Annotated in this window: 12 protein-coding genes; 1 reads left to right on the plus strand and 11 read right to left on the minus strand. The window is 64.9% G+C overall.

All coding sequences use genetic code 11. The features are described 5' to 3' along the window. Positions 1-27 precede the first annotated feature (27 nt). Positions 28-702 (minus strand): HAD family phosphatase, encoded by a 675-nt coding sequence (locus tag NLM27_RS23105; protein ID WP_254145511.1) that lies wholly within the window; start codon positions 700-702, stop codon positions 28-30. A 154-nt stretch (positions 703-856) separates the two neighbouring features. Here NLM27_RS23105 and NLM27_RS23110 point away from each other — a divergent pair, with 154 nt between their 5' ends. Then, positions 857-1,309, plus strand: a complete 453-nt coding sequence (locus NLM27_RS23110; protein ID WP_254145512.1) for a nuclear transport factor 2 family protein — start codon at positions 857-859, stop codon at positions 1,307-1,309. A gap of 231 nt (positions 1,310-1,540) precedes the next feature. On the opposite strand, the gene NLM27_RS23115 is transcribed toward NLM27_RS23110, so the two are convergent. The 10 genes from NLM27_RS23115 to NLM27_RS23160 all read right to left on the minus strand — a co-directional run bounded on the left by NLM27_RS23115 (position 1,541) and on the right by NLM27_RS23160 (position 15,914). Further along, positions 1,541-1,732: a hypothetical protein gene (locus tag NLM27_RS23115; RefSeq protein WP_212287866.1), complete on the minus strand. Its 192-nt coding sequence runs from the start codon at positions 1,730-1,732 to the stop codon at positions 1,541-1,543. 231 nt (positions 1,733-1,963) lie between these two features. Next, on the minus strand, positions 1,964-2,374 hold the full coding sequence (locus NLM27_RS23120) for an acyl-CoA thioesterase (protein WP_254145513.1): 411 nt from the start codon (positions 2,372-2,374) through the stop codon (positions 1,964-1,966). Between the two features lie 7 nt (positions 2,375-2,381). Further along, entirely contained in the window at positions 2,382-4,478 is a 2,097-nt protein-coding gene (locus NLM27_RS23125; protein WP_254145514.1) for a 3-hydroxyacyl-CoA dehydrogenase NAD-binding domain-containing protein, read from the minus strand. 2 nt (positions 4,479-4,480) lie between these two features. Then, on the minus strand, positions 4,481-5,764 hold the full coding sequence (locus NLM27_RS23130; RefSeq protein WP_254145515.1) for an acetyl-CoA C-acetyltransferase: 1,284 nt from the start codon (positions 5,762-5,764) through the stop codon (positions 4,481-4,483). Further along, positions 5,764-8,031 carry an acyl-CoA dehydrogenase gene (locus NLM27_RS23135; protein ID WP_254145516.1) on the minus strand — a complete coding sequence of 756 codons (2,268 nt, stop codon included), beginning with the start codon at positions 8,029-8,031 and terminating at the stop codon, positions 5,764-5,766. The genes NLM27_RS23130 and NLM27_RS23135 overlap by 1 nt, the downstream gene beginning before the upstream one ends. 318 nt (positions 8,032-8,349) lie before the next feature. Beyond that, on the minus strand, positions 8,350-8,973 hold the full coding sequence (locus NLM27_RS23140; protein WP_254145517.1) for a flavin reductase family protein: 624 nt from the start codon (positions 8,971-8,973) through the stop codon (positions 8,350-8,352). A gap of 180 nt (positions 8,974-9,153) precedes the next feature. Further along, positions 9,154-9,753, minus strand: a complete 600-nt coding sequence (locus tag NLM27_RS23145) for a TetR/AcrR family transcriptional regulator (RefSeq protein WP_254145518.1) — start codon at positions 9,751-9,753, stop codon at positions 9,154-9,156. Between the two features lie 33 nt (positions 9,754-9,786). After that, positions 9,787-12,924, minus strand: coding sequence for an efflux RND transporter permease subunit (locus tag NLM27_RS23150; RefSeq protein WP_254145519.1), 3,138 nt, complete (start codon positions 12,922-12,924; stop codon positions 9,787-9,789). A 260-nt stretch (positions 12,925-13,184) separates the two neighbouring features. Further along, entirely contained in the window at positions 13,185-14,291 is a 1,107-nt protein-coding gene (locus tag NLM27_RS23155; protein WP_254145520.1) for an efflux RND transporter periplasmic adaptor subunit, read from the minus strand. Between the two features lie 282 nt (positions 14,292-14,573). After that, positions 14,574-15,914, minus strand: coding sequence for an MFS transporter (locus tag NLM27_RS23160; RefSeq protein WP_254145521.1), 1,341 nt, complete (start codon positions 15,912-15,914; stop codon positions 14,574-14,576). Positions 15,915-15,921 lie beyond the last annotated feature (7 nt).

Raw genomic sequence — 15,921 nt, forward strand, 5'->3', positions numbered from 1 at the left:
ACGATCACGGTTAACGGATGGGGCGGCTCACCATGCCATGGCGGCGGCGAGGCGCACGAGCAGGTCCGGATCGTCGAAGGCGCTTGCAGAGGCAACGGCGCCGGCACCGACAAGATCGGCATGGCTGAGGCTCGTCCGGATTCCGATCGTCGGAATGCCGGCGGCGGCGGCCGACTGGACGCCGGAACGTGAATCCTCGAACGCGACCGAGGCTGCAGCGCTGCCGCCGACGAAGCGCAGCCCTTCCTGATAGGGCAGCGGATGCGGCTTGCCGTGCGGCAGCTCGTCACCGATGACGATGGCCTTGAACCGCTCGGTGATGCCGAGGCCCGACAGCAACAGCTCCGCGTTGAGACGCGGCGCGTTGGTCACGGCGACCATGGGAACGCCGGCCGCATCCGCGCGGTCGAGCAGTGCTAGCAGCCCCGGCAGCGGCTCGATCTGCCCGGCAACGAGCGTGCGGAAGACCGCTTCCTTCTCGTCGAGGATCGCGGCGCGGCGCTCCAGCGTTTCGTCGGGCAGAAAGCGCTCGCCGATCGACACATTGGCGAAGCCTTGCAGCTCTTTCGAGAAGCGTGCGTGATCGAACACATGGCCACGCGGTCCCAGCACCTGGTTGAAGGCCTTGAGGTGCAGCGAGTCGGTGTTGGCGAGCGTACCGTCGATGTCGAACAGCAGTGCCCTGCCGATAGCCTCGATCATTTCTCTACTTTCCCAAATCCGCGGCGCATCAATACGAAAGACGTATCAATACGGCCTCGAACGCGCAATGACGCATCCACATGACGACATTGCGACCCTCGACAAAGTCGCGCGCGGCTGCAACACTCGTCGCAAGATCAAAAAGGAGGAAACGATGACGATCAATCGACGCGATCTGGCTCTCTCGACTCTCGCCGTCTCCGCGCTCGCTCTCACGGCACCGGCGCTCGCTGCCTCGGCAGACGAAGAGGCCGTGGCGAAGAAGGTCGAGGCGTTCCGTCTCGCCCAGATCGCGGCCGACCCGAAGGCGCTCGGTGCGCTGTGCTGGGATGATCTCAGCTACAGCCATTCCAGCGGCAAGGTCGAGGACAAGGCGACCTTCGTCGCCAATGCCACCGATGGCAAGTCGAAATTCCTCTCAATCGAATACAAGGACCCGACCATCAAGGTCGTCGGCCCCGCCGCGATCGTGCGCTTCCACTGGCTGGGCGAACAGGAGATGGCGGCCGATGGGAAAAAAGTGTCGACCAACCTTCACATCCTGATGAACTGGCAGAAGCAGGGCGACGAGTGGAAGCTGCTGTCGCGGGCGGCGACGAAATTGTGATGGTGTTCTTACCCTCTCCCCTTGTGGGAGAGGGTGGCTCGCCGCGCAGCGGCGAGACGGGTGTATGTCTCCCCGAACTCATTTCCATTTGGGCGCGCGGAAGTAGACCCCCTCATCCGGCGCTTCGCGCCACCTTCGCCCACAAGGGGAGAAGGAAGAAGGCAGCAACATCAAGGGCTGCAAAAAATTCCGACCACGCTTCGCGCGTCAGAATTCGCTAGCGGAAGGCGCTTACGCCGCCTCCTTCACATCGCCGTTAATCAGCTTGCGCGCGGCGCGCTCGGCTTCGCGGGCGTTGCGGAAGAGCTGGCCCTCGAGGCGGTTGAAGCGGTGGGATGAAGCGAAGAAGCAGTAGCCTCCGGAAGAACGAACGACGATACCTGCGGTCTGCGAATTGACTTCGATGATGTAGCTGTCCGGCATGGTCCGTGGATTCCTCAGTGCGGGCAAATAACGGCATGCGTGCCCAAAGGTTCCTGAGCATTTGAGGCCGTTTCCACCCCGAATCGACACGCAATTAAGTACGCTGGGACCTCATCCGTTTTATGACTGGTTCTTGTCTGGTTCTTGGCGAAGTCCGACGCGATGACTCACTCGCGCCGCGTTTGGCGGCGCTGCACGTCTTCGTGAAATGAGACAGAGCGTCGCGCGCGATTACGTCGCGATCGTCGCGTCGGTTGCGCGAACCACCTGCGGGCGGCCGTGCTCGTCGATCGAGACGTAGGTGAAGTTACCGTCGGTGACGAGGAACGGATGCTCCTCGCTGCGCCGCAGCGCCCAGGCTTCCAGATTCACGGTGAGCGAGGTGCGTCCGACCCGGACGAGATTGGCATAGACCGAAACGAGATCGCCGACATAGACCGCTTTGCGAAAGTTCATTGCTTCGATCGCGACCGTCACCGTGCGCGACTTCGCGATTTTCGAGGCGAACACACCGCCGCCGACGTCCATCTGGCTGAGCAGCCAGCCGCCGAAGATGTCGCCGTTGGCATTGGTGTCGGCCGGCATCGCCAGCGTGCGGATGCAGAGATCGCCGCTCGGCCCGGTCGTGGCGTGTTCGCTCATGGCGCTCTCACTTGAAACTGTCCCAGCCCGCATCGGGCGCGTAGCGCTCGCCGAATCGTTCGGCCAGCGCGCGCAAGGTGGATACGACATTCTCCACGCCGCGCGTACGCGCATAGTTCAGCGGACCACCGCGGAACGGTGCATAACCGGTGCCAAAAATCATGGCGCCGTCGACCGCGTCGGCATCGTCGACGATGCCCTCGCGAAGCGCCGCGACGCAGACGTTGGACATCGGAAGCACAAGGCGATCGATCATCTGGTCGGTGACGCGCGGACCGGTTTCCGCGAGCGGCGCCTTCTCCGCCTTGCCGTCCTTCCAGACGTAAAAGCCCTTGCCGGTCTTGCGGCCGAGCTCGCCCTTGGCGACCTTCTCACGCAGCCAGGCCGGCGTCGGCGGCAAGAGATCGCCGAACTTGGTGCGCAGCATGTCGCCGACGTCGAGGCAGATGTCGAGCCCGACCTGATCTGCAAGCTCGATCGGTCCCATCGGCATGCCGAACTGCTCGGCCGCAGCGTCGATCAGCCGCTTTTCGCTCTTCTCGTCCAGCATCACCATCGCTTCCAGCATGTACGGCGTCAGCGCGCGGTTGACGAGGAAGCCGGGCGAGCTCTTCACGGCGAGCGGCAGGCGGTCAATCGCGCCGACGAAGGCGAGCGCATCCTTCAGCACCTGCGGGTCGTTGCCGTCATGGTTGACGACCTCGACCAGTTGCAGCCGCGATACGGGATTGAAGAAGTGCAGGCCGACCAGACGCTCCGGCCGCGCCAGCGTCGTTCGCAAATCCTGGAGCGGAATGCTCGACGTGTTGGTCGCGAGAATCGCGCCCGGCTTCATCCGCGGCTCGAGCCCGACGTAGACCTTCTGCTTCAGCTCCAGCTTCTCCGGCACGGCCTCGATGATGAGATCGGCGTTGCGCACGCCCTCCCCGTCCATGTCAGGGATGAGACGATCGAGCGCGTCACGCACATCGGTCGGCTTGCGGATGATCTTGCCGTAGAGATCGGCAGCACGCTTCACCGCGCCCGCGATCGGCTCGGCCTTCATGTCTGCGAGCGAAACGCGCAGTCCCTGCCCCGCGCACCACGCGGCAATGTCGCCGCCCATGGCGCCGGCGCCGACGACGTGGACATGCTTGACGGCATTGCCCTCGCCGGCCGCCTTCTTCATCTGCTCACGCAGGAAGAAGACGCGGATCAGGTTCTGCGCGGTCGGCGTCACCATCAGTTTGGCGAACGAGGCCTGCTCGGCCTTCAGCATCGCAGCCTTGCTGCCGCCATGTGTCTCCCAGAGATCGATCAGCGCGTAAGGCGCTGGATAATGCTCGCGCGATGCGGCCTTCGCCGCCTCCGCGCGCATGCGTTTTGCGAGTAGCCCGCGCACGAGGCCGAAATTGGCAGCGCGAGTGAGAAAGCCCGGCCGCGCCCGCTTCAGGCGCCCGAACAGCGCATCCTTCACCGCGTTACGAACATGGCGTTCCTGCGTCACGGTGTCGACGAGCCCGAGCGACTTGGCACGGCGTGCATCGATGGTGCGGCCGGTCAGCATCAGCGCCATCGACTGGGTCGGATTGACCAGCGCGGTGAAGCGCGCGGTGCCGCCGAGGCCGGGATGCAGGCCAAGCATCACCTCCGGGAAGCCGAAGCGCGCGCCCTCGATGGCGATGCGCGACTGGCAGGCCAGCGCAACCTCGAGCCCGCCGCCGAGGCAGAAGCCGTGGATGACGGCAACCGTCGGCAGTTTTAGCGCTTCCAGATGATCGACCACAGCATGCGCGGCGCGGATCCGCGTCTCCACCATTTCAGGGTCGCTGGCACCACGGAATTCGTTGACGTCGGCGCCGGCAATAAAGCCGGACGGCTTTGCCGAGCGGATCACGAGCCCAGCCGGGCGCTCAGTCTCGATCGCCGCGAGCACGGCGTCGAACTCCTCCATCACGTCCGAAGAGAGCGTGTTGGCACTGGAATCGGCGCGATCGAACAAGAGCCAGGCGACGCCATCGGCATCGCGCGTCAGCTTGAAGTGCTTGTAGGGACTGTCGGGCACGGGCGGGGGCCCGAGCGTGAGCACGCGATCAGCGAGTGCGGTCATGATCCTGGAATCCATGGTCACACCGCCTCGATCAGCATGGCGCCACCGAGCCCGCCGCCGATGCATTCGGTGGCGACGCCGCGCCGCGTGCCAAGCCGCTTCATCGCATTGACGAGATGCAGCACGATGCGGTTGCCGGAGGTGCCGACGGGATGGCCGAGCGAAATGGCGCCGCCGTCGACGTTCAGCCTCTCACGGTCGATCTCACCGGCCGCGCCGTCGAGACCGAGGATCCCGCGGCAGAACTTGTCGTCGTTCCAGGCTGCAAGGCAGCCGAGCACTTGCGTCGCAAAGGCCTCATTCAGCTCCCAGGTCTCGACGTCCTGGATGGTGAGGTCGTTGCGCTGGAGCAGCGGCGTTGCCGACATCACGGGACCGAGGCCCATGATGCCAGGATCGAGCGCGGCCCAGTGGCTGTCGACGATGGCCGCCTTCGGGGTCAGCTTATGCTTTGCGACCGCGGCGTCGGAGGCCAGGATCACCCAGGAGGCACCGTCGGTGATCTGCGAGGAATTGCCGGCGGTCACCTGGCCCCAGGGACGCTCGAACACCGGCCTCAGTTTTGCCAGCGTCTCCGCTGTCGAATCCGGACGCACGCCGTCGTCGTGGTCGAAAAATTTGCCGTCGCGGGTGAACGCGGTCTCGACCTCGCCCTTGAGAAACCCTGCACCTTGCGCATGCGCGAGCCGACGATGGCTCTCGGCGGCATAGGCATCCGACTGCGCGCGCGTAATGCCGAAGAGATGGCCGACGACCTCGGCGGTCTGGCCCATGTTCAGGTCGGTGACGGGATCGGTCAGTCCGCGTTCCAGACCGATGATCGGCTTGAGATCGCGTGGGCGCAGTTTGAAGGCAGCGGCGAGTTTCGCGGCCACGCCCTTGGCGGTGGCGAGGCCGGCGAACCAGCGCACACCCGAATTGGGCCAGACCAGCGGCGCGTGGCTCAGCGCCTCGGTGCCGCCGGCGAGGATCATGTCGGCATGGCCTTCGCGGATGTAGCGATAGGCGGTGTCGATCGACTGCATGCCGGAGCCGCAATTGATCTGCACGGTGAAGGCGACCATGTCCTCGCCCATGCCGAGCCGAAGCGCGGCGACGCGGGCCGGATTCATCTCGTCGGCGATGACGTTGACGCAGCCGAGAATGACCTGGTCGAAGTCATCAGGCGAAAATGGTTGGCGCGCCAGCAGCGGCCGGCCGCATTGCACGGCGAGATCGACCGGCGTGAACGGCCCCGGCCCCGAACGTGCCTTCAGGAACGGCGTCCTGCTGCCGTCGACGATGAAAACCGGTCGTGCCATCAGCTCGCCGCCCTCTGCTCACCGAGTTCCTGGAAGAACTGATGCACGTCGCCGGCTTTCTTGTAAATCGGCGACAGCGCGTCCGGCGCGAAATCGTCGACCTCGATGACTTTTGTGACAGCTTCGTGTGCCGCCGCAAGTTGCTCGCCCTCGGCCTGCGTGATCACGCCCTTGGTGACCGCGTCCTCCCAGTCGCGGACATGCGCCGCGCGCATGCGCTTGGCGATGGCGTCGGTGGCTGCAACCAGCTTGAACGCACGCTCCAGGCGGGCGAAGCCGCCGTCGTCATCGACATGGGCCAGGTCAGGTGTGAGGCGCTCGCGCGCCGCGGACGGCTCCAGCACCAGGCTTGCGCATTGGTGCACGACGCGGTCGGAGGGGCCGAGCACACGGGCGCCGAACGGCTGAACCACGAGCTTGAGGAAGACCGCGACAAAGCGATTGGGCAGATTGGCGAGGATTTCGGCAAGCCGGTTCTCGATGGTCTTGAAGCCCGTCGCCATGCACCATTCCAGCGCGGCAAAATCCTCCTTTTGCCGGCCCTCATCCTGCCAGCGCTTCAGTGCAGCCGAGAGCAGATAGAGCTCGGACAGGATGTCGCCAAAGCGCGCCGACAGCATCTCCTTGCGCTTGAGCGCACCGCCGAGCGTGAGCAGCGCCATGTCGGCGCAGAGCGCAAACGCCGCGGAGTAGCGCGAGAGCTGGCGATAGAACGGCGTGGCATCGCCCGCATCAGGCGCCAGCGCGAAGGCGCCAAACGTCCAGCTCCGGCCGAACGCACGGAGCAGCGTCTCGAAACTATGGCCGACGTGCTTCCAGAATGCCTTGTCGAACGCGGTGAGCCCGCGCTCGCGATCGGTGTCCGCGAGCGCGTTCATCTCGTCGAGCAGATAGGGATGGGCACGGATCGCGCCCTGCCCGAACACGATGAGATTGCGCGTGAGGATGTTGGCGCCTTCGACGGTGATGCCGACCGGCACGGCGCGGTGGAGATTGCCGAGATAGTTTTGCGGACCGTCGATCACGGCCTTGCCGCCATGGATGTCCATGGCGTCGTCGATCGCAACGCGCATCCGCTCGGTCGCGTGCAGCTTCATGATGCCGGAGATGACGGCGGGATGGACGCCGGCATTCAGCGCCGCACAGGTCAGCCGCCGCGCCGCATCTAACTGATAGGCGGTCGCGACGATGCGCGCGAGCGGCTCCTCGACGCCTTCAAACTTGGAGATGGAGATGCCGAACTGCTCGCGGATGCGGGCATAGGCGCCGGTGGTGCGCGCGGCATAGGCGGCGCCTGCGGCAGAGAGCGACGGCAGCGAGATGCCGCGGCCCGCAGCGAGCGCCGTCATCAGCATCTTCCAGCCCTGCCCCAGCCGCTCCTTGCCGCCGATGACATAATCGAGCGGGATGAAGACATCGCGGCCCCGGTTCGGGCCGTTCTGGAACACCTGCATCGATGGCAAGTGGCGATGCCCGATCTCGACGCCGGGTAGATTGGTCGGGATCAGCGCCACGGTGATGCCGAGCTCTTCCGCGCTGCCGACGAGATGGTCCGGATCATAGGCCTTGAAGGCGAGACCGAGCAGCGTCGCGACGGGGCCGAGCGTGATGTAACGCTTGTGCCAGTTGAGCCTGAGGCCCACGACCTCGCGGCCCTCGAACTCGCCCCTGCAGATGATGCCGGTGTCGACCATCGAGGCGGCGTCGGAGCCGGCCTCGAGGCTGGTGAGGCCGAAGCAGGGAACGTCGCGGCCGTCGGCAAGCCGCGGCAGCCAGCGCGCCTGCTGCTCTTCCGTGCCGAAGCGCATCAGGAGCTCGCCAGGTCCGAGCGAGTTCGGCACCATCACCGTGACCGCCGCCGCGATCGAACGGGTCGAGATCTTGCGCACGACTTCCGAATGCGCATAGGGCGAGAAGCCGAGGCCGCCAAACTCCTTCGGAATGATCATGCCGAAGAACTTCTCGCGCTTGACGAAGTGCCAGACGTCCGGCGGCAGGTCGCGCCATTCCCAAAAGATCTTCCACTCGTCGAGCATGGCACAGAGCTCGTCGACGGGGCCGCTGAGGAAGGCCTGCTCCTCGTCGGTCAGCCTCGCCTGCGGCACCTTCAGCAGCTTCGACCAATCAGGATTGCCGGTGAAGAGATCGGCATCCCACCAGACGTCACCGGCCTCCAGCGCCTCGCGCTCGGTGCCGGACATCGCCGGCAGCACGCCGCGCGCCCAGGAGAAGATCGGCTTTGTAATTCTGTCGCGGCGGAAGCTCATGGCTGACCTCATGCATCGGCGCGGGTGTCGGGTATTTTAGCGGAAAGTGGCTGGCGGAGGTGAACACTTCGCGAGCAAAAACGAAGCGAATTGACGCGACCGGGCGACCGCCCCGGGGACCATAACGGCCGGGGCATGCGGGCAGTTCCGGGAGGAGAAAGGGCTGGATGCCGCGCCGTCATCGGGGCGAGGCGCAAGCGTCGAGCCCGGAATCCATAACCACGATCGGGAGTATGGATTCTCAGATGCGCAATTGCGCATCATAGCTCGCGCCTGACGGCGCGCCCCGGAATGACGTGTGGAGAGAGAGGCGTTGGCCTAATCCGGCCGCACCATCTCGAACATGTTTTCCGGCTTGATCTCGAAATAGTCGCCGCGGCGGCCGGCGCGGACGATGGGGCGGGCGGCGGCGGTCTGATAGACGCCGTCCTTGATCATGGCCTTGTCGATATGGACGGCGACCACCTCGCCCAGCGTCAGCCAGGCGTCGGCCTCCTTGCCGTCGGCGCCCTTGAGGCGGACGATATCGGACACCTTGCACTCGAAGGCGACCGGGCTCTCAGCCACGCGCGGCACGTTGACGAGCTTGCCGGGCGCGGCGGTGAGGCCCGCGACCTCGAACTCGTCGACCTCGGGGGCGACATGCGCCGCGGTTGCGTTCATGTGCTTTGCCAGATCCATCGTGGCGAGATTCCAGACGAACTCGCCGGTCTGCTGGATGTTCTCGACCGTGTCCTTCCAGTTGGTGGAGGAGAAGCCGATGATCGGCGGCACGTAACAGAACGCGTTGAAGAAGCTGTAGGGCGCGAGGTTGACGTGGCCCCTCGCATCGCGCGAGGAGATCCAGCCGATCGGCCGCGGCGCGATGATGGCGTTGAAGGGATCGTGCTTGAGGCCGTGGCCCTTGGAGGGCTCGTAGAAATACAGGTCTTTGTCGGTCACGCTGGTTTTCCCTGATCGTCATTGCGAGCGCAGCGAAGCAATCCAGAATCCCTCGCGGAGACGGTCTGGATTGCTTCGCTGCGCTCGCAATGACGGAGTTTTGTTGATCCGTCCTGCGCCGCCACCAGCCGATCAATGCGGGGCGACAAGGCCTAATTATAGGAGGAAACTCCCCGCCCGTCAGTGGCGCGGAGACAGACCCGCGATGACGAAATCGATCATCTGGTCGATGGTCGGGCCCGGCTTGGTGGCGCACTGGGCGATCATCTGGGGATGGAAGAAGCGTATCATCGCGGTGCAGGCGCACAGCGAGGCCAGTTGCAGGTCGGGCGCCTCGAACTCGCCCGAGGCCACCCCTTGCGCGATCATTTGGCCGATCACGCCCGCAATGCACTCCATATGGGCGACGCAGACGTCCCAGTCCTCCTCCATCGCGATCGCGACCATCTCATGCAGCTTGTTATCGCCGACATAGCGTTCGGTATTCATGCGGTGGATGGTGGTGAGGAGCTCGCGGAAGCGTGGGAGTACCGGGCCGGGCCGGGCCACGATCCGCTGCGCCTCGAGCTCCACCTCGCCCATCAGGCCCCGCGCCACCGCCTGATGGATCGCTTTCTTCGATTCGAAGAAGCGATACACGTTGGCGGGGCTCATCCTGAGCTCCTTGGCGATGTCCCCGACCGTGGTCTTCTGGTAGCCGATCACGCGGAACAGCCGCTCGGCCACCTCGAGGATACGATCCCGGGTGTCGACTTCGATATGTTCCGAAATAAGGGCCATCAGTCAGGACTCGTTGGTCAGCAGTCTTCTCATCTATTCAGCCGCTTCGGCAAGCGGAATTGCGTGCTGGTCATCGCTCCCATGCTGCGGCGCGGCAGGCTGCTCGGGCGTGCCCGCCTCATCCAGGCTCTTGCGGAACCAGAGGGCATAGAGGCCCGGCAGGTACAGCAGCGTCAGGAAGGTCGCGACAAACAGGCCGCCCATGATGGTGATCGCCATCGGGCCCCAGAAGGCCGACCGCGATAGCGGGATCATGGCGAGGATGGCGGCCAGCGCCGTCAGCACCACGGGACGGGCGCGGCGGACGGTGGCCTCCACGATCGCCTCGCGCCGGGTCAGTCCGTGGGAGACGTCGGTCTCGATCTGGTCGACCAGGATGACGGTGTTGCGCATGATCATGCCGGCGAGCGCGATCAGGCCGAGCAGCGCCACGAAACCGAACGGGGCGTTGGCGACGTTGAGGCCGAGCGAGGCGCCGACGATGCCGAGCGGCGCGGTCAGGAACACCAGGATCAGGCGCGAGAAGCTCTGCAGCTGGATCATCAGCAGGGTCAGCATCACCATGACCATCACCGGGAAGAGGATGAAGATCGAGGCGTTGCCCTTGGCGGATTCCTCGAACGCGCCACCCGGCTCGATCCGGTAGGCCGGCTCGAGGTTGTCCTTGATCGCCTTCAGCTTCGGCGTGATCTGGCCCGTGACGTCAGGCGCCTGCACGCCGTCGACGACGTCGGAGCGCACGGTGATCGCCATGTCGCGGTTGCGCCGCCACATGATCGGCTCCTCATGGGCATATTCGATCTTGGCGATCTGCTGCAGCGGCACGGCGACGCCGTTGCGCGAGGTGACGGTGAGGTCGCCGACGCCGCCGAGGTCGAGGCGTTCGGACGGGATCGCGCGGGCGACCACGCCGACCTTCTCGATGCCGTCGCGCACGGTCGTGACCTGTGCGCCCGAGATCAGCATCGCCAGCGCCTGCGAGACGTCCTGCGGGGTCAGACCCATGGCGCGGGCACGGTCCTGGTCGACGACCAGCTTGAGGTAAGGCGACTGCTCGTTCCAGTCGAGCTGGACGTCCTTGACGCTCTTGTTCTGCCGCATGACGTCGCGGACCTGGTAGGCGATCTCGCGCACCTTGTTGGCGTCCGGGCCGATCACGCGGAACTGCACGGGGAAGCCGACGGGGGGGCCGAAATTGAAGCGGTCGACGCGCACACGGGCCTCGGTCAGCATGCCTTCCGCGGCTGCGTTCTCGATCTTGGCCTTGACGCGCTCGCGCGCCTCAACGCCCTTGGCGACGATGACGATTTCGGCAAAGGCCTCGTTCGGAAGCTGCGGATTGAGGCCGAGCCAGAAGCGCGGCGAACCCTGGCCGACATAGGACGTATAGGTCTCGATGTCCTTGTCGTCCTTCAGCAGGGTCTCGGCCTTCTTCACCGCCTTTTCAGTGACGTTGAAGGCGGTCCCCTCGGGCAGGCGCAACTGAAGGAACAGCTCGGGCCGCTCCGAGAGCGGGAAGAACTGCTGCTGGACGTGACCGAAGCCGACGATCGAGGCGACGAAGACGCCGACGGTCGCGACCACCACCGTGATGCGGTGGTTGACGCACCACTGCACGATGGCGCGCAGGCCCCGGTACATGCGGGTCTCGTAGACTGCATGCGGATCGTGGTTGTGGTGCGCCTTCATCTCGGGCAGCAGCTTGACGCCGATATAGGGCGTGAAGATCACCGCCACGAACCAGGAGGCGACCAGCGCGATCGCCACGATCCAGAAGATGCTGCCGGCATATTCGCCGACCGCGGAATTGGCAAAGCCGATGGGGAGGAAGCCAGCGGCCGTGACCAGCGTTCCCGTGAGCATCGGAAACGCAGTTGATTCCCAGGCAAAGGACGCCGCACGCATGCGATCCCAGCCCTGCTCCATCTTCACCACCATCATCTCGACCGCGATGATGGCATCGTCGACGAGCAGGCCGAGCGCGATGATCAGCGCCCCCAGCGTGATGCGGTGCAGGTCGAGCGACATCATGTTCATGACAACGAAGACGATGCCGAGCACCAACGGCACCGACAACGCGACCACGATGCCGGTGCGCCAGCCGAGCGCCAGGAACGAGACGAACAGCACGATGACGAGCGCTTCCATGAAGGAATGCACGAACTCGCCCACGGCGTGCTCGACCACCTTGGGTTGGTCGGCGATGAGCTTGACGTCGACGCCCTGCGGCACCGCCTTCATGAATTCGCTCGTCGCCTTCTCGACCTCCTTGCCGAGATCGAGGATGTTGGCGCCCTTGGCGGTGACGACGCCGATGCCGATGGCGGGCTTGCCTTCCTGGCGAACGATGAAGCTCGGCGGATCGACATAGCCATGGGTGACGGTGGCGATGTCGCCGAGGCGGAAGACGCGTCCGTTGCTCTCGACCGGCGTCTCGGCCACGGCCTTGGCGCCGTCGAGCGCGCCGGTAACGCGCAGCGGCACGCGCTGCGACGATGTCTCGACCGTGCCGGCCGGCGTCACGTTGTTCTGCTTGGCGAGCGAATCGAACAGCGCCTGCGGCGTGATGCCGAGGGTGGCGAGCTTGGCATGGCTGAACTCGACGAAGATGCGCTCATCCTGGTTGCCGTAGACGTCGACCTTGGTCACGCCGGACACCTTCAGCAGGCGCTGGCGGAAGCCCTCGGAGACCTTCTTGAGCTGGGCGTAATCGGCGCCGTCGCCGGTCATCATGTAGAGGATGGAGTCTACGTCGGAGAACTCGTCGTTGACGACGGGCCCGAGGATGCCGGACGGCAGCTGGCCCTGCACGTCGACCAGCTTCTTGCGCAGCAGGTAGAAGAGATAGGGCACGTCCTTCGGCGGCGTCGAGTCGCGGAAGGTGACCTGAAGCGCGGTGAAGCCAGGCTTCGAATAGGTCTGCACCTTCTCGAAATAGGGCAGCTCCTGGATCTTCTTCTCGATGGGATCGGCGACCTGGGTCTGCATTTCCTGCGCGGTCGCGCCCGGCCACATCACGGAGACGTTGACCACCTTCACCGTGAAGAACGGATCCTCGGCGCGGCCGAGCTTCTCATAGGAGAAGAACCCGGCGACACCGAGTATGATCATCAGGAACAGAACCAGCGTCGGATGGCTGACGGCCCAGGCCGAAAGGTTGAAGCGCTTCATCGCACTCTCCGAAAGACGATCCAATTGAAAACGACAGCCACTCTTTTCAAACCGTCATCGCGAGGCAGCGAAGCAACCCAGGGGGCTGGGCAAGTTCTGGATCGCTTCGCCGCTTCAGCCCCAGCATTTGCGCTTGGGCCGAAACTCTCCTCGCAACGACGTAACTCACTTCCCACGTCGTTCCGGGATGGTCCGAAGGACCAGACCCGGAACCTCGAGATTCCGGGTTCGCCCCTCGGGGCGCCCCGGAATGACAGAAGTTAAAAGGACAGTGACGACACGATCCGCACCCTCTGGCCCGGATCGAGCTTCTGCACGCCGAGGGCGACGATCTTGGCGCCCTCTTCGACACCACTGGTGATGACGACGTCGTTGCTCTCGTAGGACTTCACCACGACCGGCTTCAGCGTGACCGCACCGTTGTCGTCGACGACGTAGAAGGACGGCTTGCCGCCTTCGTTGAACAGCGCCGACAACGGCAGCCGTGCCACACGCTCGGTCGCGGCATCCGACAGCGTCAGCGTCGCAGTCATGCCGAGCGCAACCTTGTCGTCGGCTTCGGGCAGCGAGAACTTCGCAAGATAGGTACGCGTGGCCGGATCGGCGGCCGGCGCGATCTCGCGGAGCTTCGCCGCGTACTTCTTGTCCGGCTCCGACCAAAGAGTGACGCTGGCGGCGCCCGACTTGGCGCGTCCGACCAGCGTCTCAGGGATCGCGACGACCGCTTCCTTTTCGGCAAAGCGGGCGACGCGGATCGAAGCCTGGCCCGCGGCGACCACCTGGCCGGGCTCGATCAGCGTTGCGGTGACGACGCCACGGGCGTCGGCGTTGAGCGTCGCGTAGGAAAGGGAATTCTTGGTCAGCTCGACCGAGCGGACGGCGCGGTCGAGACGCGCGCGGGCCTCATCGGCGGCGGCGCGGCTCGAATCCATCTGCGCATCCGTGGTCCAGCCCTTGGCCTTCAGATCCTTGGCGCGCTGCTCGGCCGCGGCGGCCTGGGCCAGCACGCCGGTCGCGGCGGTCTGCTCGGCGATGGCCTGCTCGGCCTGGAGCTTCAGGTCGACCTCATCAAGGGTCGCCAGCGGCTGGCCGATTTCGACGGTCTGGCCGACTTCAACCAGACGCTTTGCGACCTTGCCTGCGACGCGGAAGCCGAGGTCACTCTCGATCCGCGGCCTGACGGTGCCGACGAAGCTGCGCTCGGGCGTCTCGGCGTCGTAATGGGCGGTTGCGACCAGAACCGGCCGCGGCGGCTCGGCCTTCTCAGCGACGGTGTCATTGCACCCGGCCAGCGAAACCGCCATCAGAGCCAGTGACGCTCCTGCCAAGAGCCTGGAATAGCTCGATAAAATCGACCTGACGAACATCGAGGGACACTCCTGCGGCTGCAATGAGAGGAATGTCGACTAATCACTGATAAAAGTCAATAATCGTCAGTCATCAGGAATGCGTGATCGTTAAGAGGTGGTAAGGATTGGGAGGGCCGCTATCAGGAAGGTGTTGCCATAGGGTGGGCAAAGCGACTTGTCCGCCGAAGCCCAGAGGGCGAAGGCGGAAGGGTGCCCACCAGACAGGTCACAATAAGGAAAGATGGTGGGCACGGCGCGCACAGGGCGCGCCACCCTACAAGGCTACGGAGTCGGGCGGCTCTACCGCCCCTGCTCCGCGAACTCGTGCTTGCTGTCGTGGCGGCCGACGAAGACCAGAATGCCGGCGATCAGCGGCAGCACGGCGAGCACGAGCAGGCCGGTCGAGGTCTGGCCGGTCGCTTCCTTGACCCAGCCGATCAGGTAAGGCCCGCCAAAGCCTGCGAGATTGCCGATCGAGTTGATCAGGGCGATGGCGCCGGCGGCCGCCGTGCCGGAGAGCCAGGCGGTCGGCAGGGTCCAGAACACGCCGAAGCAGCAGAACACGCCGATCGCGGCCACCGTCAGCACCACCATCGTCATGGTGGGGTCGGTGAGATAGGAGGAGATGGCGAGCGCGACGGCGGTGAGCAGCAGCGGCGCACCGACATGCATGACGCGCTCGCGCGTCGCATCCGAATGCCGCGCCCACAGGATCATCGCGATGGTGCCGAACAGGTACGGGATCGCGGTGACGAAGCCGGTCTGCGCGTTGGTGAGGCCGAACGCCTTGACGATCTGCGGCAGCCAGAACTGCATGCCGTAGAGCGCACCGACGAAACCGAAATAGATCAGGCTGAGCGCGATCACCTTCGGCGAGGACAGCGCTTCGCCGAGCGACAGATGCTTCACCGCCTGCTTGGCCGCGATTTCGGAATCGAGCTTGCCCTTCAGCCAGGCCTTCTGCTCGGCCGAGAGCCAGTCCGCCTTCTCCGGCTTGTCGGTGAGGTAGAACCAGGTGACGATGCCGAGCAGCACGGAGGGAATGCCCTCGATGATGAACAGCCACTGCCAGCCCTTCAGCCCCATGATGCCATCGAGGCCGAGCAGCAGGCCTGAGATCGGTGCGCCGATCACGGTCGAGACCGGCACGGCGATGGCGAAGGCCGCGAGGAAGCGGGCGCGATATTCGGCCGGATACCAATAGGTGAGATAGAGGATGATGCCGGGGAAGAAACCGGCCTCGGCGACGCCGAGCAGGAACCGCAGCACATAGAAGCTCGTGACGCCGCTCGTGAGCGCCATCAGCGCCGAGATGATGCCCCAGGTCACCATGATGCGGGCGATCCAGCGGCTCGCGCCGAATTTTTCCAGCGCGAGGTTGCTCGGCACCTCGAAGATGAAGTAGCCGATGAAGAAGATGCCGGCGCCCCAGGAGAAGATCAGCGGCGTGAATTTCAGCTCGGCATTCATGGTCAGCGCGGCGAAGCCGAGATTGACGCGGTCGAGATAGGAGAAGAAGTAGGCCAGCACCAGGAACGGAATCAGGCGCCAGGAGATGGCGCGGATGGTCGAGGTCTCGATTTCGCTCTTGCTGGCGTTGGCGCCGCCGGCGGCACCGGCATAGGTGGTGGTCTGGCTCATGGCTTCC

The sequence above is a fragment of the Bradyrhizobium sp. CCGB12 genome, assembly GCF_024199845.1.
Taxonomy (GTDB): Bacteria; Pseudomonadota; Alphaproteobacteria; order Rhizobiales; family Xanthobacteraceae; genus Bradyrhizobium.

Bases quoted from the DNA above. Each gene is read 5' to 3' on its own strand.
- NLM27_RS23105 (WP_254145511.1), bottom strand. From the start codon at position 702: ATGATCGAGGCTATCGGCAGGGCACTGCTGTTCGACATCGACGGTACG.
- NLM27_RS23110 (WP_254145512.1), top strand. From the start codon at position 857: ATGACGATCAATCGACGCGATCTGGCTCTCTCGACTCTCGCCGTCTCC.
- NLM27_RS23115 (WP_212287866.1), bottom strand. From the start codon at position 1,732: ATGCCGGACAGCTACATCATCGAAGTCAATTCGCAGACCGCAGGTATC.
- NLM27_RS23120 (WP_254145513.1), bottom strand. From the start codon at position 2,374: ATGAGCGAACACGCCACGACCGGGCCGAGCGGCGATCTCTGCATCCGC.
- NLM27_RS23125 (WP_254145514.1), bottom strand. From the start codon at position 4,478: ATGGATTCCAGGATCATGACCGCACTCGCTGATCGCGTGCTCACGCTC.
- NLM27_RS23130 (WP_254145515.1), bottom strand. From the start codon at position 5,764: ATGGCACGACCGGTTTTCATCGTCGACGGCAGCAGGACGCCGTTCCTG.
- NLM27_RS23135 (WP_254145516.1), bottom strand. From the start codon at position 8,031: ATGAGCTTCCGCCGCGACAGAATTACAAAGCCGATCTTCTCCTGGGCG.
- NLM27_RS23145 (WP_254145518.1), bottom strand. From the start codon at position 9,753: ATGGCCCTTATTTCGGAACATATCGAAGTCGACACCCGGGATCGTATC.
- NLM27_RS23150 (WP_254145519.1), bottom strand. From the start codon at position 12,924: ATGAAGCGCTTCAACCTTTCGGCCTGGGCCGTCAGCCATCCGACGCTG.
- NLM27_RS23155 (WP_254145520.1), bottom strand. From the start codon at position 14,291: ATGTTCGTCAGGTCGATTTTATCGAGCTATTCCAGGCTCTTGGCAGGA.
- NLM27_RS23160 (WP_254145521.1), bottom strand. From the start codon at position 15,914: ATGAGCCAGACCACCACCTATGCCGGTGCCGCCGGCGGCGCCAACGCC.